This window comes from Trichocoleus desertorum AS-A10, assembly GCF_039962155.1.
Classification (GTDB): Bacteria; Cyanobacteriota; Cyanobacteriia; order FACHB-46; family FACHB-46; genus Trichocoleus.
Genome location: NZ_JAMPKN010000029.1, coordinates 21,204 through 47,813 on the forward strand (window position 1 = coordinate 21,204; position 26,610 = coordinate 47,813).

The following is a 26,610-nucleotide window of genomic DNA, read 5'->3' on the forward strand; positions in this document are numbered from 1 at the left end:
AGATTACTGAGCAAGTGGGAATACTGAAAGCAAGCTTCGGTGAATCCTAGGTTGGTAGCTTGCAGGGCATGTGGCAAAGGGTCAAAAATTTCTTCCTTAGTTTTCGCACTTATGCTGACCTCAGCCCTGATGTCAAAACTCGGCGGCAGGTGAATCGTTGGCTCCGCGATCGCCCTGCTCTAACATCAGATGAATGGTACGAGTATTTTTGGCAAGCCCGCCAAGTTTCACCCGCTGTCGCAACGTTTGCCTATATTTATTTAGAGCAGTATTCCGGTTTGCAAACGGCCAGAATTTTACCTAGCGATCGCTTAGAGGAAGATTTGCATTTGACCTTAGTTTGCTGGTTTGACTGGCATTTCACCCTTTGCGAAGATTTTGAGCAGCACTTGGGAGTGGGGATTGAGGACTACTTGGAAATGCAAGACCTCTCGACCGTTGAAGAATTTGTCATGTTCTTAAATCAGCAATTGCTCTCCGTGAATCATTCCTAAGTCAGGTGACGCTGATATGAGGTGTTGCCAACCTAGTAGAACGTCCCTTGAATTTCCTAATCTGCTTGTAAAGCTCAAGCATTCACCTTTAGGGTTATGTCACTCGCTGCAATTGTATTAGCCGGAGGTCAAAGCTCCCGGATGGGTCAGGACAAAGCCCTGATTCCGGTCCAGGGAGTACCACTGCTACGCCACGTTTGTGATGTTGCAGCCGAGTGCACTAACGAAATTTATGTAGTGACGCCTTGGCCACAGCGTTACCGTGAGCTATTGCCTAATAGTTGTCGTTTTGTGCAAGAACGACCACTGCATCAAGATATTCACCCCCAAGGCCCTTTAGTGGGATTTGCTCAAGGGTTAGCCCAGGTCCAAACAGATTGGGTTTTGTTGCTGGCTTGCGACCTGCCTCGGCTTAGGGGCGAAGTTTTGCAAGGTTGGGCGCAACAGTTAGATACAGTCCCAGAACTTGCGATCGCCTTTGTCCCTTACCATGCTCAAGGTTGGGACCCGCTGTGTGGGTTCTATCGCCGGAGTTGCTTGCCTCTCTTGAATGCTTTTATCAGCCGAGGCGGGCGATCGTTCCAACGGTGGCTAGACCACAATGAAGTGCAAGCCATTCCGGACGCTGACAAACACATGCTCTTTAACTGCAACACACCCAACGACTTAGCTGCTCTAAATTAAATGCGCCACCAGTAAGATGCCAAGTTCTCAAGTAAATGGCTAAGCTCGGTTTAGATAGTAATATTTTTAACTAAGGAGCTTAACACTATGAGTATTGAGGATAGAGCTAAAGCTGTTGCTAAAAACATTGAAGGTAAAGTTCAAGAAGCAGTTGGCAATGTAACAGGCGATCCTAAAGACCTAGCCGAAGGACAGGCCAAACAGAATCAAGCCGCTGCTATGCACACGGTAGAAGACATGAAAGATCATGCTAAACGGCTGATCGATCATGCTTAATTTGCTCTTTTAGTAAGCTTAAACCTTGGTTTCGCTTCAGCAGAGTTCTAGTAATTCTGCTGATTTTTTATGTTAGTTGCTATCAACAATCCCATTCATTTGCCATTCTTGCAAAGCGATCGCTACTCCCTGCTTTAGTTCCGGTGATGCTCCTGGATCTGCTGCCAAGGTTTGTAATTTTTGATAAGTGATTTCAGGTGCTAGTTGCTTTAAAGCTGCGATCGCGTGCAACTGCACTCCGATATCTGGCGTGGCTAACAGTTGAATCAGCGGTTCTACAGCAGCTAGTTCTCCTAACTGCCCTAAGCCGAGAGCGATCGCTTGTTGTGTGTGGGGTTGTTGCACAGCAGGGTGTTGGCTTGCTAAGGCTACCAATAAAATTTCGGCAGCTTGTGGTTTTAACTCAGGTGCTTCCACTCGGCCGAGTGCCGTGAGCACCGCTTGATAAACCTCTAGCGACTCTAGCTGCAATGCTTGGTGTAGATAGTTCAAAGCTTCTGGATGTTGCATCCAACCCAAAGCTCGTACTGCTTCTAGCTGCAGGACGGCAGGAGTGGCCGCAGATTGCAACACTTGCCACAAGGCGGCAGCGGCGGGAGGAGTACCCAAGCGCCCTAAGGAAGTTGCGGCTTGTTGGCACACCGCTAAATTAAAATCCCACAGGCGATCGCGCAGGAGGGCTACCACATCAAGGTCAGGAGCTAGATCAGCTCGCAACGCTAAACCCGCCACAGCCTCTCGTCTGACTGTAGCCGCCACATCATTGAGAGCATTAACCAAAATCGGTGCAATCTGTGGGTCATGAAAACTACTTAATGCTTCGATCGCAGTCGATCGCACCTCTACTTGTGGGTCCTCCACCACACTGCATAAGGGAGCAATGGTTTCACGGCTGCGAATCTGAGCTAAGGCTTGCACTGCCAACCCTCTGGATTGCTCGTCGGCTAGTAGTTCTGTTAAAGCAGCGATCGCCTCAGGGCCAAAACTTGCCAAGGTAGTGGCGGCAATTTCACTCAACTCTTCCGCTTCTGTATCCTCGGATTGCAGCAACTGCACCAAGATTTTGATGACTGCTGGATGGTTGAACTGACCCAGAATTCGGATTGCAAACCAACGCAGTTCGACCTCGGCTGCATCGTCTTGCACAATCTCGATCAACGGTGCAATTAACCCACCTACACTTTGCCCAATCTGACCAACCACTGCGGCTAAGGTAGGAAACACTTTGGCTAGATCCCAGCGCGATTGGAAGTCTCCCGTCGCGAGAGCCGCGATCGCCAAATCTAGAATTTGCTTTAGCGCTGCTACTGTTGGCCCATTTTCCTCAGCTTGAGGAGTCGTTTTTACAGCAGCGGAGAATTGTTGCAAATACTGATTCAGTAGCGGCCAATCGGCTTGTTGTGCCGCAGCCTGAGCTTTTTCCAAAACCTCTAACATTGGCAAATCGGGGGTGTTAATACTTTCACTAAAATCTATACTTTCACTAAAACTGTATCTCCCTCCAGCTTTGTCTCGTAAGTTTTGAGCGGCTCTGTCGCAGGTCCTTGCAACACTTTGCCATCCGTACCAAATTTAGAATCATGGCAAAGACAAACAAAAACTTTCTGCTCGGCTTGCCAGTCTACGAGACAGGCCTTGTGAGTACAGCTAGCATTAACTGCGGCTAAAGCGTCAGGACTATCTGGATTACGGACCACAAGCAAAGGCCCCGAAACAAACTTCTGATCGCCCAATTGACCTTTTTGATCTAAAGTCGCCACAGTTCCTACAGGTTGAAAACCGTCTGCACGAGCAACCGCGCCTGAATTGACCGCAGGATTGGATGTTGTTTCGTTGGAAGTTGTGGTCGTTTTGTTAGAACAAGCTGCGATCGCCACTGGCAAAGAACTGGCAATTCCACCAACGCCAACCCAAGTTAAAAAAGTACGACGATCCATTGTTCAGTCTATAGAAGTTCTGCTCGTTCAATTGTCGCATAAGGCTCCAAATCAGTTCCTGCACTACCGATCACGGGAGTTTTCAGCCTCCTAACTGCCTAAAAAATCTACCTGAACATGCTTTGTGAATAGTACAGATTGCACCAGGATTATGCAGTTTTTGTATATTTGATTACCTTTTTTGGTTCGTTGAGCTAATCCAAGAACCGCATAAATTAATTAAAAATTAAGTAATTTTTTCCAAGCAGATTGCGTTTTTAGCTCAACTCAGTTTTTTTCAAACTGTCTTGAATGATGCAGATTCTCAGAAAACTGTATAGAAAACAACTTTTACTCAGCATGGGATTCATGCAGTAATTGCATTGATTGATGATTTTTGTAGTTAAAGATACAAATATTCTTTCTATGCAGAAGTTACATAAACATAGATTTTGCAGCTAGAGATACACTTTCAAATTCAAAGTCAAAGATTTTGATTTGAAATTAAATTTCCTGGCTCAAAGCAGCTTTAAAAGGACTTGATTATGACGAAAGAAGCGATCGCGACTATTATTAGTGCTGCCCGCACCAAAGCAGAACTGGTTGAAAACAGCTTGCCTAAATTCCTAGTTCTATCTGTATTGGCAGGAATTTACGTTGGCTTTGGAGTGATGCTGGTTTTTTCCATCGGCGCACCCTTGCATGCGGCTGGATCACCTGCGGTTAAAGCCTTAATGGGAGCCTCATTTGCGGTCGCTTTGTCATTAGTTATTTTTGCTGGGTCCGAACTATTCACTGGCAATCATATGTTCATGACAATTGCCAGTCTCGCTAAACAAGTTACCTGGAAAGACACTTGGAAAGTCTTGGGCATCAGCTTTATTGGTAACTTGGCTGGCTCTCTGCTGCTAGCCCTGCTCTTGGTTCAGTCTGGGCTTTTGGCTAAAGGACCGATCAAGGATTTTGTCTTAGAAGCTGTGGCTGGAAAAATGCAGGCTCCCTTTATGGAGCTATTTTTTCGCGGCATTCTTTGCAACATTTTGGTTTGTTTAGCGATTTGGATGGCCGCTAAGACTAAAGAGGATATCGCGAAGTTAGTGCTGATCTTCTGGTGTCTGTTTGCCTTCGTGGGTGCAGGGTTTGAGCACAGCGTCGCCAACATGACCCTAATGGGATTGGGTCTATTTATCCCTCATGATCCTGAGCAAATTTCTTGGATCGGGTATGTCAAAAACTTGATTCCTGTTTCTCTTGGTAACTGGGTTGGTGGCGCTTGCCTGGTTGGAGCCTCTTACTGGTATGTAGGCAGCGATCGCCCATCTCGCAAACCCAAAAAAGCTAAAAAGTTGGAATCAGTGCCCAGTTTTGAAACTTGGGAAACAGAACCTAGAGAGAAAACAACTTATTAATTGCTTAAGCGAACTCATTCTCCTAGTTAAAGAGCTTATCCAGACTATTTGGATAGGCTTTTATTTTTTTGAAGCAGCACCTATTAATTAGGTCTTTTGTATCCTTTGTTGCAAAATCAAATGTTTTTTAGATCGTTTGAAATCAACGAGTTATGTCAAAACAGCATGACTTACATGCAAGTGTTTCATATATAGAAACATTTTGTAACTATAGATACGAATTCACTAGCTAAGTACTCATAACCTTAGCTGGTAAGAAACGTTAAACGGCAAATTACATTGAATTCATCTGAATTCAAACCTTGCTTAAAGCCAGCAGTGACACGGGTAGATTCATGACAACCGCAGCAACCAATCCAGCGACTGGAAGCAATAAATTTGAGAAACTCAAAGCTGAAAAAGACGGTTTAGAGGTCAAAAAAGAACTTGATCGCTTTGCTCAAATTGGCTGGGAAGCGATGGATGAAACCGATCGCGACTACCGCCTCAAATGGTTGGGTGTGTTCTTCCGACCTGTCACTCCTGGCAAGTTTATGTTGCGGATGCGGATTCCCAACGGCATCCTTACCAGCGGCCAAGTCCGAGTTCTCGGCGAAGTGCTACAACGCTATGGTGAAGACGGCACCGGTGACATTACCACTCGGCAAAATATTCAGTTGCGCGGCATCCGCATCGAAGATTTACCCGATATCTTCCGTCGCTTTGAGGAAGCGGGTCTCACCAGTATCCAGTCTGGCATGGACAACGTCCGCAACATCACAGGCTCTCCCGTTGCAGGCATTGATGCAGACGAGTTGATCGACACTCGCGGCATCGTCCGTAAAGTGCAGGACATGATCACCAATAACGGTGAAGGCAATCCCTCCTTTACCAACCTGCCTCGGAAATTTAATATTGCGATCGCGGGCTGCCGAGATAACTCAGTCCACGCGGAAATCAATGACATCGCCTTTGTCCCCGCCTACAAAAACAACAACCTAGGCTTCAATGTTTTAGTCGGTGGCTTCTTCTCCGCCAAGCGCTGTGAAGCGGCAATCCCCATGAATGTCTGGGTTGATCCCCGCGATGTGGTGGCTCTGTGTGAAGCGATTCTCTTGGTCTATCGCAACCACGGTCTGCGGGCCAATCGCCAAAAAGCGCGCTTGATGTGGCTGATTGATGAGTGGGGTCTCGATAAGTTCCGCTCAGAAGTTGAGCAACAAATGGGTCATGCGCTCCAGACGGCTGCTCCCAAAGATGAGATTGTCTGGGATAAGCGTGACCATGTCGGCATTCACGCTCAGAAGCAACCCGGACTAAATTATGTGGGACTACATGTTCCAGTAGGCCGCCTCTACGCCCAAGATATGTTCGACTTAGCGCGTCTCGCCGAAGTTTATGGCAGTGGAGAGGTTCGCCTCAGTGTTGAACAAAATGTGATTGTTCCCAATATTCCTGATTCCCGCTTAGGCCCCTTCCTGAAAGAGCCTCTGCTGCAACGCTTTACCGCTGATCCTGCGCCGCTCTCGCGATCGCTGGTTTCCTGCACGGGATCCCAGTTCTGCAACTTTGCCCTGATTGAAACCAAGAACCGCGCCGCAGCCCTGATTCAAGAATTGGATTCAGAACTCTCTTTGCCGAAATCGGTGCGGATTCACTGGACAGGTTGCCCCAACTCCTGCGGTCAACCTCAAGTGGCTGATATTGGCCTCATGGGGACTAAAGTTCGCAAAGATGGCAAAACGGTGGAAGGCGTAGACCTCTACATGGGTGGCAAGGTTGGCAAACATGCCGTCTTAGGCACCTGTGTACAGAAATCCATTCCTTGCGAAGATCTCAAACCATTTCTCACGAATCTCCTGATCCAAAACTTTGGCGCTCAAATCCGCACGACTCCCCTAAAAACTTCTGCTCAAATTCAATTTTCTGTAGAAGATGAGGTAGTTGCTAGCCCGGTTGCGGCTGTCAATGTCCCTGCGGCATCCAGCTATCAACCTGTGGCAGTGGCAACGCCAGTTCCCTCAGCTCCCCCTGCTCCTCCCGCTCAACCTGCGATCGCCAGCTTTGCTAAATCTGGCAAAGAAGTTGCTTGTACCGAAGCAGATACGTTATTGGATGTAGCGACTCAAGCAGGGGTAGAGCTAGATAGCAGTTGTCAGGCAGGCACCTGTGGCACTTGCAAACAAAAACTGCTGGAAGGCCAAGTGCACTATGAAGGTGAGCCGGATGCATTGGATGCCAGTGAGCAAGCCGCAGGCTGGATTTTAACCTGTATTGCTCATCCCATCGGCAAGGTTGTCATTGATGCTTGATTAGCCGTTGTTTTCCTTACTGCCTCTCGCTCAATCACGGTGATAACCGAGAGGCACATTGAGGGAGCGATCGCTGCTTGCACCCCAAGCCTCACATCCCCCAGATGGATTGCGAGGTAGGTAGTTACGGCTTGAAAACCACAAGTATGTTTCGCTACAGACAAAAACGCCAAAACCTGTAGAAAAACTTCAAAATTGCTCATGGGTAACATTTTATCTAGAGCAACATCGGTAGGGTAATGACAAGCTGTTGGTATAGAAAACTACCAACACCCCAAAATTTTCACAACTTATAACTTGAGTATTGGTGAACGAGGATGACGAAGTTTTCGAGACGGAAATTCATCTTGACAGCAGGCGTTACAGCCGCAGGTACTCTACTCGCCCACGGCTGTACGTCCTCCAATTCGACCGATACTGCTGCTAGCACTTCCCCCAGTGCTGCTCCTGCGGTTAATGTTGCCGCCGCTGATGCGCCAGAAGTCACTACGGCCAAGCTCGGCTTCATTGCCCTAACAGATTCCGCTCCCCTGATCATCGCCAAAGAAAAGGGTCTATTTGAGAAGTACGGTATGAAGGATGTCCAAGTGGCCAAGCAGGCTTCTTGGGCGGCGACCCGTGACAACATTGTGCTGGGTTCCGAGGGCGGCGGGATCGATGGCGCTCATATCCTGTCTCCGATGCCTTACCTAATTTCTGAAGGCAAAGTGACTGATGGCAAGAAAGTACCGATGTACATCTTGGCTCGTCTCAATGTCAACGGTCAGTGCATCTCCGTTGCCAACACTTACAAAGACTTGAAAGTGGGTTTGCAGAGCAATGCGCTCAAAAATGCCTTTGCTCAAGCTAAATCCGCCGGGAAAGAAACCAAGTGCGCCGTTACCTTCCCCGGTGGCACTCACGATCTGTGGATGCGCTACTGGCTCGCAGCGGGTGGCCTAAATCCGAATGAAGATGCTTCGACCATCGTGGTGCCACCGCCCCAAATGGTCGCCAACATGAAAGTCGGCAACATGGAAGCCTTCTGTGTTGGCGAACCTTGGAATGCTCAGCTCGTCAACCAAGGACTCGGCTACAGCGCTCTCACCACTGGAGAACTCTGGAATAACCACCCAGAAAAAGCCTTCGCCATGCGGGCTGAATGGGTTGATAAGCACCCTAAAGCAGCCAAGGCCCTCCTAATGGCAGTGCAAGAAGCCCAGATGTGGTGCGACAAGGCAGAAAACAAAGAGGAGATGTGTGACATTCTCTCCCAACGGGAATGGTTCAAGGTTCCAGCCAAAGACATTATTGAGCGAGCCCAAGGCCGCATTGATTACGGAGATGGTCGAGTGGTTGAGAACAGCCCCCACATCATGAAGTTCTGGGCTGACAATGCTTCCTATCCTTACAAGAGCCATGACCAATGGTTCCTCACCGAAAATATTCGCTGGGGTTACTTTGAGCCAGAAACAGACACCAAGAAACTAGTCGATGCTGTGAACCGGGAAGACATCTGGCGGGAAGCGGCTAAGGCACTCGGTCAAGAAGCTATGACTCCTAAGAGCCCTTCTCGCGGTGTGGAAACCTTCTTTGATGGCGTCAAGTTTGACCCTGAGAATCCAGAAGCTTACCTCAAGAGTTTGCAAATCAAGAAAGTCGAAGTTTAAGTCCAACCGTGAATTTGTAGGGGCTTGATTGTCTAAGCTCCTACCCTTCTTTTCTCACCTGCGACCTAACGAGGAACAAGAGAGCATGACAGCTAGATCGAGTAGTAACGCCATTAATTCTTTCCCTGCCAACTTGCTGCCTCAGCTACGGAAGCAGGCAATCAATGTGATTCCTCCTGTAGTCGCAATCCTCATCTTTTTGGTAATTTGGCAAATTCTCTGCTCAGGCCCCAAAGCTCCGCTACCAGCACCTACCACAGTCGTCACCGAAACTTGGGATTTGATTATTGATCCTTTTTTCGATAACGGTGACACCGATAAAGGCCTAGCTCTGCAAATCTTTGCCAGCCTGAAGCGAGTCGCGATCGGGTACTCTCTGGCTGCGATTGTGGGAGTCGGTCTGGGAATTTTGATTGGCACGAACAAGTTAATGTTTCGGGCCTTGGACCCTCTGTTTCAGGTTTTGCGAACTGTTCCGCCTCTAGCCTGGTTGCCGATCTCCTTGGCCGCGTTCCGCCAAGCCAACCCCTCCGCAATTTTCGTTATTTTCATTACCGCCATCTGGCCGATCTTGATTAACACAGCCGTTGGCGTGAAGCAAATTCCGCAAGACTACAACAACGTCGCTAAAGTCCTGCGGCTTTCCAAGCAAAAGTACTTCTTCAAGATTCTGTTCCCCGCCACGGTGCCCTACATCTTCACTGGCCTCAAGATTGGCATTGGTCTCTCCTGGTTGGCGATCGTAGCGGCTGAGATGCTTACCGGTGGCGTTGGCATCGGCTTCTTTATCTGGGATGCCTGGAATAGCTCCCGCATTAGCGAAATTATTTTGGCTCTGGTTTACGTTGGCGTGGTGGGATTACTCCTGGACAAGCTGGTCAACTACGTCGCTTCTCTGGTTGTTACTGAAGAACAGAAGTAAATGCCTGAGTGAGCCATATTGATGCTCAGCATAACTCAGCGCTTGCTATCTCTCTCTCAATCACCGATCTAATTTCATCCCTCATCCTTCATCCCTCCTAGCACCATGTCTGCCTTCGTTGAAGTCGATCACATTGACCGTGTCTTCCCGCTTTCTAATGGCGGCAGCTATGTCGCGCTGAAAAATATTGAGCTAAAAATTCGCCAAGGTGAGTTTGTTTCTCTAATCGGGCACTCTGGCTGCGGCAAATCGACCCTACTCAACATCGTGGCAGGCTTGGATAAGCCCACCAGCGGTGGTGTGGTTTTGGAAGGTCGGCAAGTGACGTCACCCGGACCCGATCGCATGGTGGTGTTCCAAAACTACTCGTTGTTGCCTTGGCTGACAGTGCGCGAAAACATTGCCCTGGCAGTCGATGAAGTCGCTAAGAACCTGCCTAAAGGAGAGCGACGGGGCATCATCGAACACCATATTGATTTGGTGGGGTTGCGAGCGGCGGCAGATAAGCGTCCGGGTCAGTTGTCAGGTGGGATGAAACAACGGGTGGCGATCGCGCGTGCCTTAGCCATTCGTCCTAAATTACTTTTACTGGATGAACCCTTTGGAGCATTAGATGCACTCACCAGAGGGAACCTGCAAGAGCAGTTGATGAAAATCTGCGAAGAGAGCCGTGTGACTTGCTTGATGGTGACGCACGACGTAGACGAAGCGCTGCTCCTCTCTGACCGCATCGTCATGCTCACGAATGGGCCTGAATCGCATATTGGTCAGATTCTAGAAGTCTCGATTCCGCGCCCCCGCCATCGCTTGGAAGTGGTAAACCACCCCAACTACTACAGTATGCGGAGTGAGATTATCTACTTCCTCAACCAGCAAAAACGGGCGAAGAAGCGGCAAGCCAAGCAGAACATTGCGATCGCCCGTCACGGCCTCGAAAAAGTCAACTTAGACATTGGCTTTATTCCCCTCACAGATTGTGCTCCTCTTGTAGTCGCCAAAGAGAAGGGCTTCTTCAAGAAGCATGGTCTAGACGAAGTCAATCTGGTCCGAGAATCGAGTTGGAAGACGGTTGCAGAAGGCATTACCAGTCGCCGACTCGATGCCGCGCAGATGGTGGCAGGCATGCCCCTTTCGATGACCATTGGTGTGGGTGGCAATGCGCCTGTGCCAGTCGTTACAGCTTTGGTGCTCGATCGCAATGGCAATGCCATCACCCTCGACAAAAAGTTTCATGAGCAAGGAGTAAAAACTCTAGCCGACTTCCGAAACGCCATCCGTCAAGCTCCCGACCAAGTTCATACCCTGGGAGTTGTCCATCCTGCTTCCATGCACAACTTGATGTTGCGCTACTGGTTAGCTTCCGGAGGCATTGATCCCGATCAAGATGTCAGCTTAACTGTCATTCCGCCGCCGCAGATGGTCGCCAACCTCAAAGCAGGCCACATCGACGGCTATTGTTCAGGTGAACCTTGGAACTCGCGGGCGATTCAGGAAGGATTGGGATATGCGATCGCCACTGATCTCGACATTTGGCCCGGACACCCAGAGAAAGTCTTAGGGGTGCGTGAAGAATGGGCAAACGAGCATCCTGAAACTCACATCGCTCTGCTCAAAGCGATACTGGAAGCCTGCGAATACTGTGACGATCGCCGCCACCGGGAAGAGATTGTAGAACTGCTAGCTCGGCCTGAATATGTCGGCACCGCCGCCCAGTACATTCGACCTGGTTTCATCGACCCTTACAATCGCGGCAACGGCGAAGCGCCCCAAAACTTGCCTCGCTACAACCAGTTTCACGTCGGTCAAGCCAACTGTCCTGGTCGCGTAGAAGGGCTGTGGATTTTGACTCAACTCGCTCGTTGGGGTATTACTGCTTTCCCCAAAAATTGGGTCGAAGTTCTCGATCGCGTCCGGCGGGTCGATCTGTATGGAGAAGCCGCTAGACAACTCGGTTGGCCCGATACCGAACCCGATCGCGATTCCTTTAAGCTCTTTGATGGCACTCTCTTCAACCCCGACGATCCCATCGGTTATCTCAATCGCCTCACGATCCATCGCGATATCCGCATCGAAGAAATCATCCTCGATCAACCCGCCCCCACCCCAACTGCAACTACTCCTACCTCCACAAGTCCCACGATCGCCGCCTAGCTTTTCTTTTACGCTTCGCGAACGGCAGAGCCGAACATCCCTCCTCCCTCCCTTTTCATCCTTCCTCTCATCCCTCCTCCCCTAGGAACCATGCAAATTCTCGACGGTCAAGCCTTAGATTCATCTCCAGCCATGAACCGAGACCCTTTCTTGGTCATTGACAACGTTTCTAAGGTCTACCCCACGCCCAACGGTCCCTACACAGTTTTAGATGGAATTGATCTCACGGTCTACGAAGGCGAGTTTATCTGCGTCATCGGTCACTCTGGCTGTGGTAAGTCAACCCTCCTAAACATGGTGGCAGGCTTTAACAAACCCACCACCGGAGAAGTGCGTTTGCAAACCAAACGCATTACTCAGCCTGGACCCGACCGGATGATGGTGTTCCAGAATTACGCTTTGCTGCCCTGGATGAGCGCTTTTGACAACGTCTACCTCGGCGTGGATGAAGTCTATCCCGACAAGCCACGGGCTGAGAAGGTGAAGATTGTCCGGGAACACCTGGCAATGGTGGGTCTAACAGAAGCCGCTGACAAAAAACCAGGGCAACTGTCGGGCGGGATGAAACAGCGGGTCGCGATCGCCCGTGCTCTGGCCATTCGTCCGGAAGTGCTGATCTTGGATGAACCCTTTGGAGCGCTAGACGCGATCACGAAGGAAGAACTGCAAGAGGAGCTGCTGCAAATCTGGCGGGATCATCGTTGCACCGTGATGATGATTACCCACGACATTGACGAGGCGCTATTCCTAGCCGATCGCCTGGTAATGATGACCAATGGCCCCTCGGCTCAGATTGGTGAGGTGCTAGAGATCCCCTTCCCTCGTCCTCGCGATCGCGCTCAGTTGCTAGAAAGCCCAGAATACTACAGCCTCCGTAACTACGCTCTCGATTTCCTCTACAGTCGCTTTGCCCTAGCGCACTAACTCTGGCTCTGACAACTGTCATCGATTTTGGGGCTATCTCTCACTCCGTACCCGCAACTTTACCCGTTTGGAATTAGGGATTGATCCCTCTGTTGAATTCAAAGGTTTTGACGTGCTTCAAGGATTGGTGTCATTCAGGGGTCGCTACCGCATTCTTCACCTGACGTGGTTTGCCTTTTTTCTCACTTTTGTTTGCTGGTTTAACTTTGCACCCTTCGCCACCACCATTGGCAAAGACTTAGACCTCACCACTGAGCAAGTTAAAACCTTAGGCATTTGTAACCTGGCCCTTACAATTCCAGCTCGCATCATCATCGGCATGCTGCTGGATCGTTTCGGCCCCCGGATTACCTATTCCGTGTTGTTGATGTTTGCCGTCGTTCCTTGCTTAGCCACCGCTCTATCCCAAGACTTCGGCCAGTTGGTGATTAGCCGTCTCCTCATGGGCATTGTTGGCGCTGGCTTTGTCGTTGGCATTCGCATGGTGTCCGAGTGGTTTCCGCCTAAAGAAATTGGGGTAGCCGAAGGCGTATATGGCGGCTGGGGAAATTTTGGAGCCTTTGCAGCGGAGTTTGCTCTCCCCTCGCTCGCTGTTGGTAGTGCTTTTTTAGCCGGCGGCAGTAGCGGTTGGCGGGTGGCGATCGCCCTGAGCGGCATCGTTGCAGCCATTTACGGCTACATCTACATGCGGATGGCGCAAGACACTCCCTCCGGGCAGGAATATCACCGTCCCAAGCGCAGCGGCTCGCTCGAAGTCACCAGTGTTAAAAGTTTTTGGGCGTTGATCCTGTCAAACTTAGGTTTGATCCTGGCGTTGGCCTTGTTAGCATGGCGCTTAGCACAACCCCAAATCAACTTTTTCAACACGCCTCAAATGTTGGTGGCTTGGGGTTTACTGGCCGCCCTGTTTGCTTATCAAACTCACAAAGCTTGGGATGTCAACCGCGAATTGTTAAGCGGCAGAAAAATCTATAAACCTAGCGATCGCTACCAATTCCGCCAAATTGCCTTGCTAGAGTTCACTTATGTCACCAGCTTTGGCTCTGAACTCGCGGCTGTTTCCATGCTGCCTGCCTTTTTCGAGAACACCTTTGCGCTAGAACATGTGATGGCAGCGATGATCGCAGCTTGCTATCCCTTCCTCAACTTAGTTTCTCGTCCCAGCGGCGGCTTGATCTCTGACAAATTTGGTAGCCGCAAATGGACGATGACCCTCCTCATGTTTGGCATCGGCGTTGGGTATCTCTTAGCCTATAACATCAACCAAAACTGGCCCATTCCTTTGGCGATCGCTGTCACCATGTTTTCGGCTTACTTTGCCCAAGCTGGCTGTGGAGCTACTTACAGCATCGTGCCTCTGATTAAAAAAGAGATCACAGGACAAGTCGCTGGAAATGTTGGTGCCTACGGCAATTTTGGTGGCGTGGTTTATCTCACCATCTTCAGCCTTACCGATGCTCAGGTGCTATTCCAAACGATGGGAATCGCCGCGCTGATTTGCGCCAGCTTATGCGCCTTCTTGTTGCAAGAACCCCAAGGCTCCTTTGCGGCTCACTACGATGACCCAGCTGAAACCTCAGATCTCCAGTCCATTCCTATGTTGGCGGATGAATCACATACTAATTCCTAATCACCCATCCCTAAAGGGGGCGTGCTGCCTCATTTTCAGGTTGCCTACATTAGAATGGTAAGTATTTATGCTTATCAAAAGTGTAAGCCCATCGAACATCCGTACCGCTAGCAGAGAAAAAGCGTCAAGCAGGCAGCACTATAGCTCTCGCCGCTTGACGCTACCATTTTTTCTCTTAGATGTACGGTTACCAATAGACGACAGTTATGACTGACTCGACTAAAACTCTCTGTCCCTACTGCGGTGTTGGCTGTGGCTTAGAAGTGTTGCCACCCGCGCAGCCTGGTAAGCCGATTAACAGAGATAGTGCTGGTACACCCATTTGGCAAGTCCGGGGCGATCGCGCTCATCCTTCTAGCCAAGGAATGGTCTGCGTCAAGGGAGCCACGATCGCAGAATCGTTGAATAAAGATCGTCTGCTCTACCCCATGCTGCGGGATACTTTAACCCAGCCGTTTCGCCGCATCACCTGGGAAGAAGCTTATGACTGCATCGTGCAGCGCATGCAAACCGTCCGGTATACGCAAGGGCCAGAAGCGATCTGCATGTACGGTTCTGGTCAATTCCAAACCGAGGACTACTACACGGCACAAAAACTGCTGAAGGGGTGTCTCGGCACCAACAACTTTGATGCCAATTCGCGTCTTTGTATGTCTTCAGCGGTCTCTGGTTACATTCAAAGCTTTGGGGCAGATGGTCCTCCTTGCTGCTACGACGACCTAGAACTGGCCGATTGTGCGTTTCTGATTGGGACTAACACTGCCGAATGTCATCCCATCATCTTTAATCGCCTGCGGAAGTATCACAAGCAAAACCGCCACGTCAAAATGATTGTGGTCGATCCGCGCGAAACCGCCACCGCCCAAGCCGCCGATCTCCATTTAGCCATTCGTCCTGGCACTGATATTGACTTGATGAACGGCATGGCTCACTTGCTGATGCGGTGGGGCCACTTTGATGTCAGCTTTATCGATGAATGCACCGCCAACTTTCCTGCGTTTGCTCAGGTCATGCAAGACTACACGCCGGAGATGACGGCACAGCGCTGTGGCATTGCCGTGGAAGATTTGGAAACCGCGGCTCGTTACTGGGGGGAATCTGAGCGAGTACTTTCCCTCTGGTCGATGGGAGTGAACCAATCTAGCGAAGGTACGGCTAAAGTCCGAACCTTGATCAACCTGCACCTGATGACAGGGCAAATCGGCAAGCCCGGAGCGGGGCCATTTTCTCTAACTGGTCAACCCAATGCGATGGGGGGCCGAGAGGCAGGTGGCTTAGCTCACTTGCTTCCAGGCTACCGCGTGGTGCAAAATCCCCAGCACCGAGCGGAACTAGAGGAATTTTGGGGGCTGAAGCCTGGGCAGATTTCTCCGCATCCGGGTCGGACGGCTTGGGAAATGATCACTGGGCTAGAGCAGGGAGATGTGGGTGTACTGTGGATTGCTGCCACTAATCCTGCGGTGAGTATGCCTGACTTGGAGCGCACCAAAGCCGCGCTGAAGCGATCGCCCTTCACTATTTACCAAGACGCTTATTTCCCCACGGAGACGGCTGAGTATGCTCATCTACTTTTGCCAGCAGCCCAGTGGGGGGAAAAAACTGGAGTGATGACTAACTCGGAGCGACGAGTCACCCTTTGTCAGGCGTTTCGCGATCGCCCGGGTGAAGCAAAAGCGGATTGGGAAATCTTTGCAGAAGTGGGACGGCGCTTAGGATTTGCTCAACAGTTTGCCTTTACGACTTCTGCGGAAGTCTACGCTGAATTTGCGCAAGTTACTCGCGATCGCCCTTGCGAAATGACGGGACTGAGCCACGAACGCCTGCGAGTTAAAGGCCCGGCTCAGTGGCCTTGTCGAGACTCGGGTCAGGTCAAGCCTGGAGAACCTGCCAGACTCTATCAGGAGCTTCGATTCCACACTCCCGATGGGCGGGCGCGTTTTGGGGCTTACCATTCCCGTGGTTTAGCCGAACGGCCTGATCCAGAATATCCTTTGGTGCTGACGACAGGTCGTCTTTACGGTCACTGGCACACCCAGACTCGCACCGGACGAATTGAGAAAACGCGGCAAATGCACCCTAATCCTTTTCTAGAAATTCATCCTCGTGATGCATCTGAATTGGGCTTACAGGACAAAGATTGGGTGGAGGTGCGATCGCGGCGGGGTTTAGCCCGTTTTCCAGTCACGGTAACGAAGGCGATCGCGCCTGGGACGGTGTTTGTGCCGATGCATTGGGGCTTTTTGTGGGCTGACCAGGCCGAAGCGAATGCCCTGACGCATCCAGAGTGTTGCCCCGATTCTAAACAGCCAGAGTTGAAAGCTTGTGCGGTGCAATTGGTGCCGATCAAAGCGGGTATGAGTCCTCAAGAGAATTTGCATCCCGCCGCGCGATCGAGTATTCTCGCACCATCTTCTTAATCTGGCTGAGCGCTGTAAAGATGCGATCGCTGAAAAAAGTCACCAGACAATGTGCCGATGCTGGCAGCAATGAGAACTTTCTCAGGTTCCTGGGTGGGGCTGAGGCATTAGTTTCTAGAGCTTTGTCGATTGCTATGGTAGTGGTTTTAGCCGTAGCAGTGATTGATTTGGTGAGATTTCTAGTTTTAGAGATCTTTTCTGAGCCTTTTGGGTTATTTAGCACCACGCTGATTGAGATTTTTGGGCTATTTCTCAATATCTTGATTGCGCTAGAGATTCTAGAAAATATTGCGGCTTATCTGCGCAAGCATGTGGTGCAAGTGGAACTGGTGGTGGTGACTTCGCTGATTGCGGTGGCGCGTAAAATTATTATTCTGGATTTTGAGAAGACGACGGGGGTGGAGTTGATAGGTTTGGCGATCGCGATTTTCTCTCTCTCTATTAGTTATTGGGTGGTTCGTCATGTGAATGCTAAGGAGCCCTAAATTTACAAAATCCGGACCTTGGGGGCACTCGCCCCCAAACCCCCGCTGAGGGACGGTTGCGTCCCCCAGGCCCCCTCCAAACGAACGTAACTGTCAGTGTTTCGATTCTGGTTCTATTTCTTTTTTCATTCCTTCTGACTCCTCACTTTTCATCCCTCATCCTTTCCTATCCCCTCCTCCTTCATCCCTCCTCTACTCCCCTCCTCATGTCTGATTTTTTCCAGTTTGAAGCTGATTTTGTTGAGTCTCTCCGTTGTATTCCCATGCAGGTACGCTACAAGCTGGATACTTGTGGTGTGAAGTTGAAGTTGCAACATTGGCATCAGTTTACGCAAGGGGAGCGGCAATCTTTGGTAGATCTCCCTTGTGTGATGGAGGGGGAGGTTGTGAGTTATCGGGAGCATTTGCAGCGGATAGTTGTGGAGCATACGGGCCACGCTGCGAGTGATTTGCCGATTGAGGTCTGCCCTGCTTGGATGGATGAAACTGCAATTCCGGTGAGTGTGCAGGAGAAGGCTACGGAAACTGGGGTAGCGCTGACGCTGGAGCAATGGCGATCGCTCTTACCGCTGCAACGCTTTGTGCTGCTTAAACTCAGTCGATCGGGTCACGAAAACAGCAATTTTTTGCCAGCCATGCAGGAGTTCCAGTTGGTCTGACAAAAACTCCGCGAAATTACTCAGAGCTAAATCAGTCTTGTAGTTCATAGACTAAAGGTACTGACGTGGAGCAGTTCTATGGAATCGCAACAAGCTGGGTTGATCTGGCAAGCTTTAGATTTTGCGGCGCGTAAGCATCGAGACCAACGACGCAAAGATTTGGAGGCTTCTCCTTACATTAATCACCCAATTAGTTTGGTGAATTTGTTGTGGAATACCGGAGGAGTCACAGATCCAGCGGTAATTATGGCAGCACTACTCCATGACACGGTTGAGGATACTGCAACGACTTTTGCTGAGTTGGCTCAGGAGTTTGGGGAAGAGGTGCAGCAGTTGGTTCAGGAGGTGACAGATGACAAATCTCTACCTAAACAAGAGCGAAAACAACAGCAAGTTGAGCATGCAGCCCATTTAAGTGCCAAGGCAAAGTTGGTGAAACTGGCTGACAAAATCTCTAATTTGCGAGATATTATTGCCTCACCTCCGGCGGATTGGTCTTGCGATCGCCAGCGCGAATATTTTGTCTGGGCGAAGCAAGTGGTGGATCAGATGCGGGGTAACCACGCTCAGTTAGAAGCTGTATTTGATCAGGTTTATCAACAAGGGATCAATCAACTAAGCGATCGCTGAAGTATCTAACTTTCTCAGGAAAAACTAATATTTGGTTTAGAGCCACATCATCTTTTTAAGTTTTACTTTTACTTGATTGTGAAGTAAAAAAATAGGTTTGAGTAGACAAAATTGAATCTTCACCAATAGCTAGTTGAATGAATCTCATTAGCGATTTGCTCACAAAAATTACTCAAAACAAGGGGCGAATCGATCCATTTTCGCTACAATTTCGGCTCACGGTTGGCATTATAGGGGCATCAGTTCTGAGTTTTGGTGGGGTGGCAATCTGGACAACTTGGACGACCTACCAAATTCTGATTGATTCTCACAAACAAAATATTATCTATCTCACCGATCGCTTGCCGCGCGATGTGGAACTGTACAGTGAAATGATTCCGGTAGACATTGGGTTGCGACGGGCCATCAACAACGTCACTAGTCCGAATCTGCTCATTTGGGCCAGGGCACCGGATGGCAGTGTTTTAGCGCAAGCGGAAACGTTGAAGACGGAGCGAGCCAGCCAAATTGTGGCGGCAGTGGATTCTTTGCCCTGGCTGCCGACTAAACCCCAAAGCTCTTGGATTAATGGCTCTTATTTGTTGCTCAGTAGCGAGCCTTTAGCCATTAACGGCACTCGCATCGGCAAACTCTATATTGCTCAAGATATTACCCGGGATCAAGCTCGGTTTTTAGGCTTGATTCGCAGCTTAAGCTTAGTCAATTTGCTAGCAATTCTGGCGCTGGCCATGGCGATCGCGTCTTATATTCGGCGATCGCTACAACCTTTGCGAGAGATGAGCCAGATGACTCAAGTTATTTCGGTGGATGACTTAGGACAAGCACAATTGCAACTCGATAGTGCCCCTAGCGAAGTCACTGATTTAGCGCAGACTTTCAATACGATGTTGTCTCGCTTGTCTGACTCTTGGACGCAACAGCGGGAGTTCGTCAGCAATGTTTCTCACGAATTACGCACGCCGCTGACGATTGTGCATGGCTATCTGCAAAGTATGCAGCGCCGTAGCCAGAACTTAACAGAAGCTCAGCAGGAAGCCCTAGATATTGCCGCAGTCGAAACTGAGCGCATTATCCGGTTGTTGCAAGACCTCCTCGATCTTGCCAGAGCTGACAGCGGCTACTTGCATCTCTCCTGGGAACCGATTGACTTAGCTTCACTGTTACGCGAAGTAGCTAGCATGGCAGACCCATTCAGTAGTCATACCATTCAAGTTGAAATTGAGCGTCTCGATGCCCACGGTTCTGGGGCAGAATCAATTCACGTCAAAGCCGATCGCAGCCGTTTGCGCCAGGTATTGATCAATCTGATCGATAACGCGGTTAAATATTCTGAGCCTCACACCCCTGTGACTTTACGCTTGCATCAGTTTGATGAGTTTGTTGCTCTCCAAGTCAGCGATCGCGGTTGCGGTATTGATCTCCCCCACCAAACCCGCATCTTTGAGCGTTTCTACCGCGTGGATGAAGCTCGTTCTCGCTCGACTGGAGGCAGTGGCCTGGGGCTGTCGATTGTGAAAACCTTGGTCGAAGGTATGGGAGGTAGTATTACGGTGCGCTCCAAACTAGGGGAGGGCAGCGTCTTTACGGTCACCTTACCCAATCCCTCTGTAAAACTATGACTGCCCCTCCAGCCCACATCCTAGTGGTTGAAGATGAAGTGAAGCTGGCTCGATTTATTGAGCTGGAGCTGAGCTATGAAGGCTATCAGGTGAGTCTGGCGCACGATGGCTTCGCAGGACTGACCACAGCCCGAGATGCCAAGCCAGATTTGATTATTCTCGACTGGATGCTGCCTGGTTTGTCAGGTTTGGAAGTTTGTCGTCGCCTCCGCACCACAGGCGATAAAGTTCCGGTGGTGCTCCTTACTGCCAAGGATGAAGTCAGCGATCGCGTAGCAGGGCTGGACGCAGGAGCCGACGATTATGTCGTCAAACCGTTCAGTATTGAAGAATTGCTAGCACGAGTCCGAGCCCACCTGCGACGAGTGCAAGAAACTGAACCAGAAGTTTTACAATTCACAGATCTCAGTCTGAATCGCCAAACTCGCGAAGTCTTCCGGGGCGATCGCGCCATTGAACTTACTGCGAAAGAATTCGATCTGCTGGATTTCCTCATGGCTCACCCGCGCCAAGTGATTACCCGCGATCGCATTTTGGAGCAAGTTTGGGGTTACGACTTCATGGGTGACTCCAACATTATTGAAGTTTACATTCGCTATCTCCGCCTCAAACTCGAAGCCAACCAAGAAAAACGCCTGATTCAAACCGTGCGGGGAGTAGGTTACGTCTTGCGTGACTGAGTATATTTGCAGACCTGAAATGCTAGGCTGAGGCCAGTGAAGTCAGCCATCCTGAAGCCATGCACAGACTCCTGACTGGACCGTTAAGCGTTGATCCTGTGACTGTTGCGATCGCTGGGCTCCCTCCGGCTCTGCACAATACAAAGCTCGTGCAGTTTTCTGATTTTCACTACGATGGTTTGCGGCTCTCAGACGATTTACTCACCCAGGCGATCGCCGCTAGTAATGCCCTAGAGCCAGATTTAGTCTTGCTAACCGGGGACTATGTCACGGATGAGCCAGATCCCATTCATGATCTGGTGCAGCATCTCAAGCAGTTACGCAGTCGCTTAGGTATCTTGGCGGTTTTAGGCAACCACGACCTGCACGAAGACCACTCTCAAGCGGAAGTTACGGCTGCTCTCACCAGTATTGGTGCTCAGGTTTTGTGGAATCAAGTGGCTTACCCCTTGGGCACCGATTTAGCCTTTGTGGGTTTAGCCGATTTTTGGTCAGGAGAATTCGCTCCCACTCCAGTCCTCAGTGAGCTAAATCCTGCCGTGCCTCGGATTGTTCTCTCTCACAACCCAGATACCGCCCAAATTCTGCAAAAGTGGCGCGTAGATTTGCAACTTTCTGGTCACACTCACGGCGGTCAAGTCGTCATCCCTGGTTTTGGCACCATTTCCAAATTGTACGAAGATGTTTTCTACAGCATTCCTAAAACGATCCGCAGCGCCATTCCGTCTATGAGAAAACATTGCCACCGAGTCGTGCAGCATTGGGAATGGGCTAGCGGCTTACATCAAGTCGGAAATAATTTGCTTTACGTCAACCGGGGTCTCGGCACTTATCTCCCTGGGCGGCTCTTTTGTCCACCGGAAGTCACTGCGATTACCCTTGTTTGCCAGGACGCATGAAGACGTGATGCGCTATTGTCCTGGAGTTGGCTGCCCGCTCAGGTCGTTTATCCTAAATCAGCAGGGCGATCTAATATTAGACAACGGTTGAGCTAGCGGCAATACGCTTCAGCCCTCTGAGTAGAACGAACTGTTACCTGGGCTCCCTGGCGAACCACAAATTCGCTTAAGCCCACCTGAGCGGGGTGATTTGGCTTAAACCGTTGCCAATCCGATTGACTGCCCCAGTCATAGGTGTATCCCAGTTGGGTCCAGGGATAAGATTTACCCATAGTGGGGTAGCGACTGGCAAACTGAGCGCTAAACCACTCCTGATAACTCGGCGGGGTTGTGGCAAACTCATTCAGCGGAAATTCTAAGGTTGCCTCGCGATCGCTAATGTCAGGGTCAGGCGTGGGACGAAACAGGTGTCTCGGTTCTACCCACAATTCCACGATGGATCGAGGCTGGTTCGCTGCATCTGGAGGCAATCCCAACAGTTGGTTGAGCCGATAGGCTAGGGAGACTTCCTGGGTAGGACGGTAGGTTTTGCAGAAATTTTGTAAATCGGGAGCTGCTGTCACCCAAAGATCGAGAGGCAAACGCATCAAACCACCCACTCGGCTGGTGTACCCAGAATAAGTGGTCCACACTGTTACTAAAACGCGGCTTCGATCCCAAACTAAAGCAGGGTTGTACCAAACAATGGGTGTGAGGTTGCGGTAAATTTCCTGCGGCTCTGCTAACTTGGCATCCTCGATCGCCTCCACATAGGCGGGTGGCAACGGTAATTGGTTGGCGGGTTTGCTACTCCCCTGAGCTAAAGTAGGAATTCCTAGAAGGGTTTCCGTGAGGCTGCTCAGCAAAACTGCCCAGGAAAGAATGGCATATTTGTGGCGATCGCGGGTTTGATGCATACTCATGCATCTAAAAGTACATGCCTAGCTCTAAACCTACGGAATCCGGGTTGAAAAATTTACAACGGGAGCACAAACAAAAAACCCCCAGCCGAAGCCAGGGATTGAATTCAGGGTGCATCTACCATTCCTTTCTTCTAAGAAGGCAGGGCTGTATCCGGAATAAATGGCAGGATTAGAAATGAAATTTTGATCTAAGAGCGATCGCACAACAGATAGATGAGCACCATAGAAGTCACCCACCTGTTTACCTATTTCATCAAAGGGCTAACCCCTCATGCTGGCGATCGCGTCTCGCTCCAAGCAGGCCACGGCATTCCAGGCGATCGCGGCTTTGCCCTCATGTATGCCGATGCAGCCTCAGTGGAGTCAGAAGCCGAAGTGCCGTGGATGAGGAAAAACAATTTTGCCATGCAGGCTGACTGGCCTGGTTTAGCCAGCCTCACTTGCGAGTATGACCCAGTCACCAGCCAGTTAATGGTGAAGCAGCAAGGGGTGCAGTTGTTAGCTGAAGTAACTAATACCTCACTAGGGCGCGATCGCATTGGTGCTTTTTTTACTGGATACTTAGCGGCACTGCAACCCACTGCCACCGCTCGCCATCCCGAAAAAGCACCTTTGCGTTTAGTCGGAGACGGCAATAGCACCCGCTACCCTGACCGCGATCCTGTCCATATTTCGCTGATCAACCAAGCCAGCTTAGAAGATTTAGGCCAGAAGTTAGGACATGTCGTTGATCCGCGCCGCTTCCGACCCAACGTTATGCTCACAGGCATTCCTGCTTGGGAAGAGTTGAGGTGGGTCGGCAAAACCTTTCAACTGGGTACTGCTCAAGTGGCGATCGCAGCGCCAATCAACCGTTGCGCTAATGTCGATGTCAATCCAGATACAGGCATTCAAGATTGCTCCATTTTCGCGGCGTTGCAACCCACCCTAGGTCATCGTCAAACCGGAGTCCTGGCTACAGTCCTTCAAAGTGGCACGGTGACAATTGGCGATCGCTTGATCGAAGTGACATCCTCTTGATTGCGGACTTTCTTGCTGGGGTGGCCGATGTAGAATCCGCGCTTTTGCCCTATAGAGAACCTTGAACAGTGGGCATACTAGGGCAGATTATAAACAAAACTTTGTTCACTAGAAGTTCACTACAAAGCTTCTATTCACCCCCAATGCAGTCTGCCCCAGACTAGAAGTGCCCAGCATGAGTTCTGTCTCTCCAGATGCTCCTCTAATTCTCATTGTCGATGACAATAAAACGGCGCGATCGCTGTTACGAGAAACCATGGAGGAAGAAGGATACCGAGTCGCCGAAGCGCGAGACGGAGAGCAGTGTTTAACGATTTATGCTCGCCTCCGCCCAGATATTGTCTTGCTCGATGCCATCATGCCCGTGATGGATGGCTTCACCTGTTGCCGTCAGCTCAAAACATTACCAGGAGGCGATCGCATCCCTCTATTGGTGATCACCGCACTAGATGACCAAGCTTCGGTTGATCAAGCCTTTGCCGCAGGAGCTACGGACTACATCACCAAACCGATCCATTGGGCCGTGTTGCGGCAACGGGTGCGGCGGTTGCTTCAAGCCAGCAAAGCGATGGTAGAACTGCACCAACAAACCGAGTGGGAACACTTGATGGGGGTGATTTCGCAACGCATTCGGCAATCGCTCAATTTAGAAGATATTCTCAACACTACAGTTGTCGAGGTACGACAGTTTCTTCAAACCGATCGCGTCAGCGTTTATCGTTTTGAACCAGACTGGAGCGGCACGATCGCAGTCGAATCGGTTGGAAGCGAATGGCCCTCTGTGTTGGGCAAGAATACGAAAGATCCTTGCTTCGCCCTCACCTACATTACGCAGTACAAGCAGGGCCATGTGCGAGCAGTCGAGGATATTTACACCGCCGGGATTGCGCCTTGTCACATTAACTTGTTGGCTCAATTTAACGTCCGCGCCAACTTAGTCGTGCCGATCTTGCAGGGAGACCAACTGTGGGGACTACTCCTGGCTCATCATTGCTCTGGTCCTCGACGGTGGCAACCCTCCGAAATCAAGCTGGTGGAGCGACTCACGACCCAAGTGGCGATCGCGATTCAGCAATCAGAGCTTTATCAGCAGGTCCAACATCTCAACGCCGACTTAGAATGCCAAGTGCAGGAGCGCACGACTCAATTGCAGCGAGCGCTGGAGTATGAAGCGATGCTGAAACGGATTACCGATAAAGTTCGTGACAGCCTGGATGAGAGCCAAATCCTTGAAACGGCAATAGCAGAACTCGTGAATGTGTTGGGAGTTTCTTGCTGTGGTACCAGCCTTTATGGGGGAGAGCAGCTCTGCGCCAAGATTCCTCACGAGTACATGATGCCTAATACGGTAGGCTGTCGCTTAGTGCCAAAAGCAGTTGAATTTCCCGAAATTTATCATCAACTTCACCAAGGACAGTATTCGCAGTTTTGTGAAATTATCCCAGCCTCCGGTCGAGGCCGCTTGGCGATGTTGGCTTGCCCCATTTTTGACGACCAAGGTGTGATTGGGGACTTGTGGCTGTTTAAGGAAAAGTATGCCGTTTTCAATGAATTAGAAATTCGCTTAGTACTTCAAGTAACAAATCAGTGTGCGATCGCCATCCGCCAAGCTCGGCTGTACCAATCTTCCCAAGCTCAAGTAGAAGCGCTCGAAAAGCTGAATCGCCTTAAGGATGAATTTCTCAGCACGGTTTCCCATGAGTTGCGAACCCCAATGGCTAGCATGAAAATGGCAACTCACATGCTGGAATTATCTTTAGAAAAAGAGCGTATCCAGTATGCCTCTAAACCTCAAGCGGAAGGTAGTAAAACTACTCGCTATCTGCAAATTCTGAAAGATGAATGTGAGCGAGAAATTAGCTTAATTGATGATTTATTGGATTTGCAACGACTCGACGCAGGCAATCAATCTTTAGACCCTGCAGTTATTAATTTGAAGAATTGGCTACCTGGGGTCATCGAACCTTTTGAGGAGCAGGCCAGCAAGTTGCAACAAACGCTACAACTTCAGCTTCCTGATCAGTTACCTTTTCTGTTTTCTGATGCTTCTCATTTGGAGCGAGTTCTATCCGAGTTACTGGGTAATGCTTGTAAATACACTCCTGCCTATGAAAACATCATTGTCTCAGCGATCGCCCAATCAGACAGCTTGCAGTTGAGTGTGAGTAATTCTGGCGTAGAAATTCCACAAAGTGAACAAACTCGCATTTTTGATAAGTTCTACCGCATTCCCAATTCTGACCCCTGGAAACAAGCAGGTACCGGACTAGGCTTGGCTTTGGTGCGTAAATTAGTTACACATTTAGGCGGCTCAATTCACGCTCAAAGCGCAAATAATTTAACTAGTTTTATTATTGAATTGCCACTTTATGCTTCTCTAGAAAGCCCAAATAATTGAATCAATCCTAATAACTGAATCTACAATTCACTTGTGGTACGGATACCCTGTTCGCCGTAGGTAAGGTGCCTGTACTACAATTATTTTCATCAACTAAAGTTCAGCCAAGAAAGTGTTTGTAAAAGGTTGTTAAGCAGAACTGCTGGGGGGACATAAGGGCTTACAAAGGAGAGCGAACCAGGGACATAGCCCGTTGACCTCGTTGATAAAACGGTCGCTTTCCAGGGCTCAATTGCAATAAGGCATTGACCAAATCCGCACAGGTGTCGACAAAGTTGACCCAGCCATAGGCATACAAACCCGTATAAAAGTAGCTATGTCTAGGACGGCTGCGCTGTAATTGGGAGGAACGAGCAATGTAATGAGTTACCCTCCGTTGACGCAGTTTTTGTCCAACAAAGGTTGCGGCCCCATAGGCTAAAGTTAGGACTAGCAATAAGGTGATTAAGCGAGTGCCTTTGAGTCCCGTTCTCTCCAAATGATAGCCTCCCCTTTTGCAATCTCTGAGCATCTGCTCAATCCCCATGCGCTTGGCATAAGCTCGATTGCAGCTTG

Annotated in this window: 23 protein-coding genes and 1 pseudogene; 19 read left to right on the forward strand and 5 right to left on the reverse strand. The window is 49.9% G+C overall.

The features are described from left to right. Positions 1–68 precede the first annotated feature (68 nt). From NDA01_RS23880 to NDA01_RS23890, 3 genes are all read left to right on the forward strand, one after another. The gene (locus NDA01_RS23880) at positions 69–494 is read left to right on the forward strand and encodes a hypothetical protein (protein ID WP_348229956.1); all 426 of its coding nucleotides are present in this window, start codon (positions 69–71) and stop codon (positions 492–494) included. A 96-nt stretch (positions 495–590) separates the two neighbouring features. Continuing rightward, positions 591–1,178 (forward strand): molybdenum cofactor guanylyltransferase, encoded by a 588-nt coding sequence (locus NDA01_RS23885; RefSeq protein WP_348229957.1) that lies wholly within the window; start codon positions 591–593, stop codon positions 1,176–1,178. A gap of 87 nt (positions 1,179–1,265) precedes the next feature. Continuing rightward, positions 1,266–1,454 carry a CsbD family protein gene (locus tag NDA01_RS23890; RefSeq protein ID WP_190439712.1) on the forward strand — a complete coding sequence of 63 codons (189 nt, stop codon included), beginning with the start codon at positions 1,266–1,268 and terminating at the stop codon, positions 1,452–1,454. Positions 1,455–1,526: 72 nt separating this feature from the next. Here the strand turns inward: NDA01_RS23890 and NDA01_RS23895 are convergent, their stop codons facing one another. Together NDA01_RS23895 and NDA01_RS23900 are read right to left on the reverse strand one after the other, a co-directional pair. Then, positions 1,527–2,891, reverse strand: a complete 1,365-nt coding sequence (locus NDA01_RS23895; protein ID WP_348229958.1) for a HEAT repeat domain-containing protein — start codon at positions 2,889–2,891, stop codon at positions 1,527–1,529. A 35-nt stretch (positions 2,892–2,926) separates the two neighbouring features. Continuing rightward, positions 2,927–3,391, reverse strand: coding sequence for a QcrA and Rieske domain-containing protein (locus NDA01_RS23900; protein ID WP_348229959.1), 465 nt, complete (start codon positions 3,389–3,391; stop codon positions 2,927–2,929). Between the two features lie 524 nt (positions 3,392–3,915). Here NDA01_RS23900 and NDA01_RS23905 point away from each other — a divergent pair. Then, on the forward strand, positions 3,916–4,779 hold the full coding sequence (locus tag NDA01_RS23905; protein ID WP_348229960.1) for a formate/nitrite transporter family protein: 864 nt from the start codon (positions 3,916–3,918) through the stop codon (positions 4,777–4,779). A gap of 335 nt (positions 4,780–5,114) precedes the next feature. Next, a complete protein-coding gene (locus tag NDA01_RS23910) occupies positions 5,115–7,070 on the forward strand; it encodes a ferredoxin--nitrite reductase (RefSeq protein WP_348229961.1) in 1,956 nt (651 codons plus the stop codon). Here NDA01_RS23910 and NDA01_RS23915 read toward each other — a convergent pair. After that, positions 7,037–7,273 (reverse strand): hypothetical protein, encoded by a 237-nt coding sequence (locus NDA01_RS23915; RefSeq protein ID WP_348229962.1) that lies wholly within the window; start codon positions 7,271–7,273, stop codon positions 7,037–7,039. The genes NDA01_RS23910 and NDA01_RS23915 overlap by 34 nt on opposite strands. A gap of 114 nt (positions 7,274–7,387) precedes the next feature. On the opposite strand from NDA01_RS23915, the gene NDA01_RS23920 reads away from it, so the two are divergent. From NDA01_RS23920 to NDA01_RS23975, 12 genes are all read left to right on the forward strand, one after another. Continuing rightward, positions 7,388–8,719: a CmpA/NrtA family ABC transporter substrate-binding protein gene (locus NDA01_RS23920; protein ID WP_348229963.1), complete on the forward strand. Its 1,332-nt coding sequence runs from the start codon at positions 7,388–7,390 to the stop codon at positions 8,717–8,719. Between the two features lie 85 nt (positions 8,720–8,804). Then, positions 8,805–9,641, forward strand: a complete 837-nt coding sequence (gene ntrB / locus NDA01_RS23925; RefSeq protein WP_190439727.1) for a nitrate ABC transporter permease — start codon at positions 8,805–8,807, stop codon at positions 9,639–9,641. A gap of 105 nt (positions 9,642–9,746) precedes the next feature. Beyond that, positions 9,747–11,792, forward strand: a complete 2,046-nt coding sequence (locus NDA01_RS23930; protein ID WP_190552324.1) for a nitrate ABC transporter ATP-binding protein — start codon at positions 9,747–9,749, stop codon at positions 11,790–11,792. Between the two features lie 90 nt (positions 11,793–11,882). Beyond that, positions 11,883–12,716 carry a nitrate ABC transporter ATP-binding protein gene (locus tag NDA01_RS23935; protein ID WP_190552325.1) on the forward strand — a complete coding sequence of 278 codons (834 nt, stop codon included), beginning with the start codon at positions 11,883–11,885 and terminating at the stop codon, positions 12,714–12,716. 127 nt (positions 12,717–12,843) lie between these two features. Further along, entirely contained in the window at positions 12,844–14,346 is a 1,503-nt protein-coding gene (locus tag NDA01_RS23940) for a NarK family nitrate/nitrite MFS transporter (protein ID WP_431193508.1), read from the forward strand. A gap of 206 nt (positions 14,347–14,552) precedes the next feature. Continuing rightward, positions 14,553–16,763: a molybdopterin oxidoreductase family protein gene (locus NDA01_RS23945; RefSeq protein ID WP_348229964.1), complete on the forward strand. Its 2,211-nt coding sequence runs from the start codon at positions 14,553–14,555 to the stop codon at positions 16,761–16,763. Between the two features lie 20 nt (positions 16,764–16,783). Next, entirely contained in the window at positions 16,784–17,248 is a 465-nt protein-coding gene (locus NDA01_RS23950) for a phosphate-starvation-inducible PsiE family protein (RefSeq protein WP_348229965.1), read from the forward strand. Between the two features lie 206 nt (positions 17,249–17,454). Next, positions 17,455–17,907 carry a nitrate reductase associated protein gene (locus tag NDA01_RS23955; protein ID WP_348229966.1) on the forward strand — a complete coding sequence of 151 codons (453 nt, stop codon included), beginning with the start codon at positions 17,455–17,457 and terminating at the stop codon, positions 17,905–17,907. A 78-nt stretch (positions 17,908–17,985) separates the two neighbouring features. Beyond that, entirely contained in the window at positions 17,986–18,537 is a 552-nt protein-coding gene (locus NDA01_RS23960) for an HD domain-containing protein (RefSeq protein ID WP_348229967.1), read from the forward strand. A 137-nt stretch (positions 18,538–18,674) separates the two neighbouring features. Continuing rightward, positions 18,675–20,156, forward strand: a complete 1,482-nt coding sequence (locus tag NDA01_RS23965; protein WP_348229968.1) for a sensor histidine kinase — start codon at positions 18,675–18,677, stop codon at positions 20,154–20,156. Beyond that, the gene (locus NDA01_RS23970) at positions 20,153–20,836 is read left to right on the forward strand and encodes a response regulator transcription factor (protein ID WP_348229969.1); all 684 of its coding nucleotides are present in this window, start codon (positions 20,153–20,155) and stop codon (positions 20,834–20,836) included. Before NDA01_RS23965 ends, NDA01_RS23970 begins: the two co-directional genes overlap by 4 nt. 59 nt (positions 20,837–20,895) lie before the next feature. After that, a complete protein-coding gene (locus NDA01_RS23975) occupies positions 20,896–21,735 on the forward strand; it encodes a metallophosphoesterase (RefSeq protein ID WP_348229970.1) in 840 nt (279 codons plus the stop codon). A 92-nt stretch (positions 21,736–21,827) separates the two neighbouring features. On the opposite strand, the gene NDA01_RS23980 is transcribed toward NDA01_RS23975, so the two are convergent. Further along, complete coding sequence (locus NDA01_RS23980) at positions 21,828–22,637, reverse strand: hypothetical protein (protein WP_348229971.1); 810 nt, start codon at positions 22,635–22,637, stop codon at positions 21,828–21,830. Positions 22,638–22,850: 213 nt separating this feature from the next. On the opposite strand from NDA01_RS23980, the gene NDA01_RS23985 reads away from it, so the two are divergent. Continuing rightward, positions 22,851–23,657, forward strand: a complete 807-nt coding sequence (locus tag NDA01_RS23985; RefSeq protein ID WP_348229972.1) for an MOSC domain-containing protein — start codon at positions 22,851–22,853, stop codon at positions 23,655–23,657. Positions 23,658–23,832: 175 nt separating this feature from the next. Continuing rightward, a complete protein-coding gene (locus tag NDA01_RS23990) occupies positions 23,833–26,055 on the forward strand; it encodes a GAF domain-containing protein (RefSeq protein WP_348229973.1) in 2,223 nt (740 codons plus the stop codon). A 160-nt stretch (positions 26,056–26,215) separates the two neighbouring features. On the opposite strand, the pseudogene NDA01_RS23995 reads toward NDA01_RS23990, so the two are convergent. Next, a pseudogene (locus tag NDA01_RS23995) lies at positions 26,216–26,610 on the reverse strand (IS4 family transposase); the annotation flags it as partial.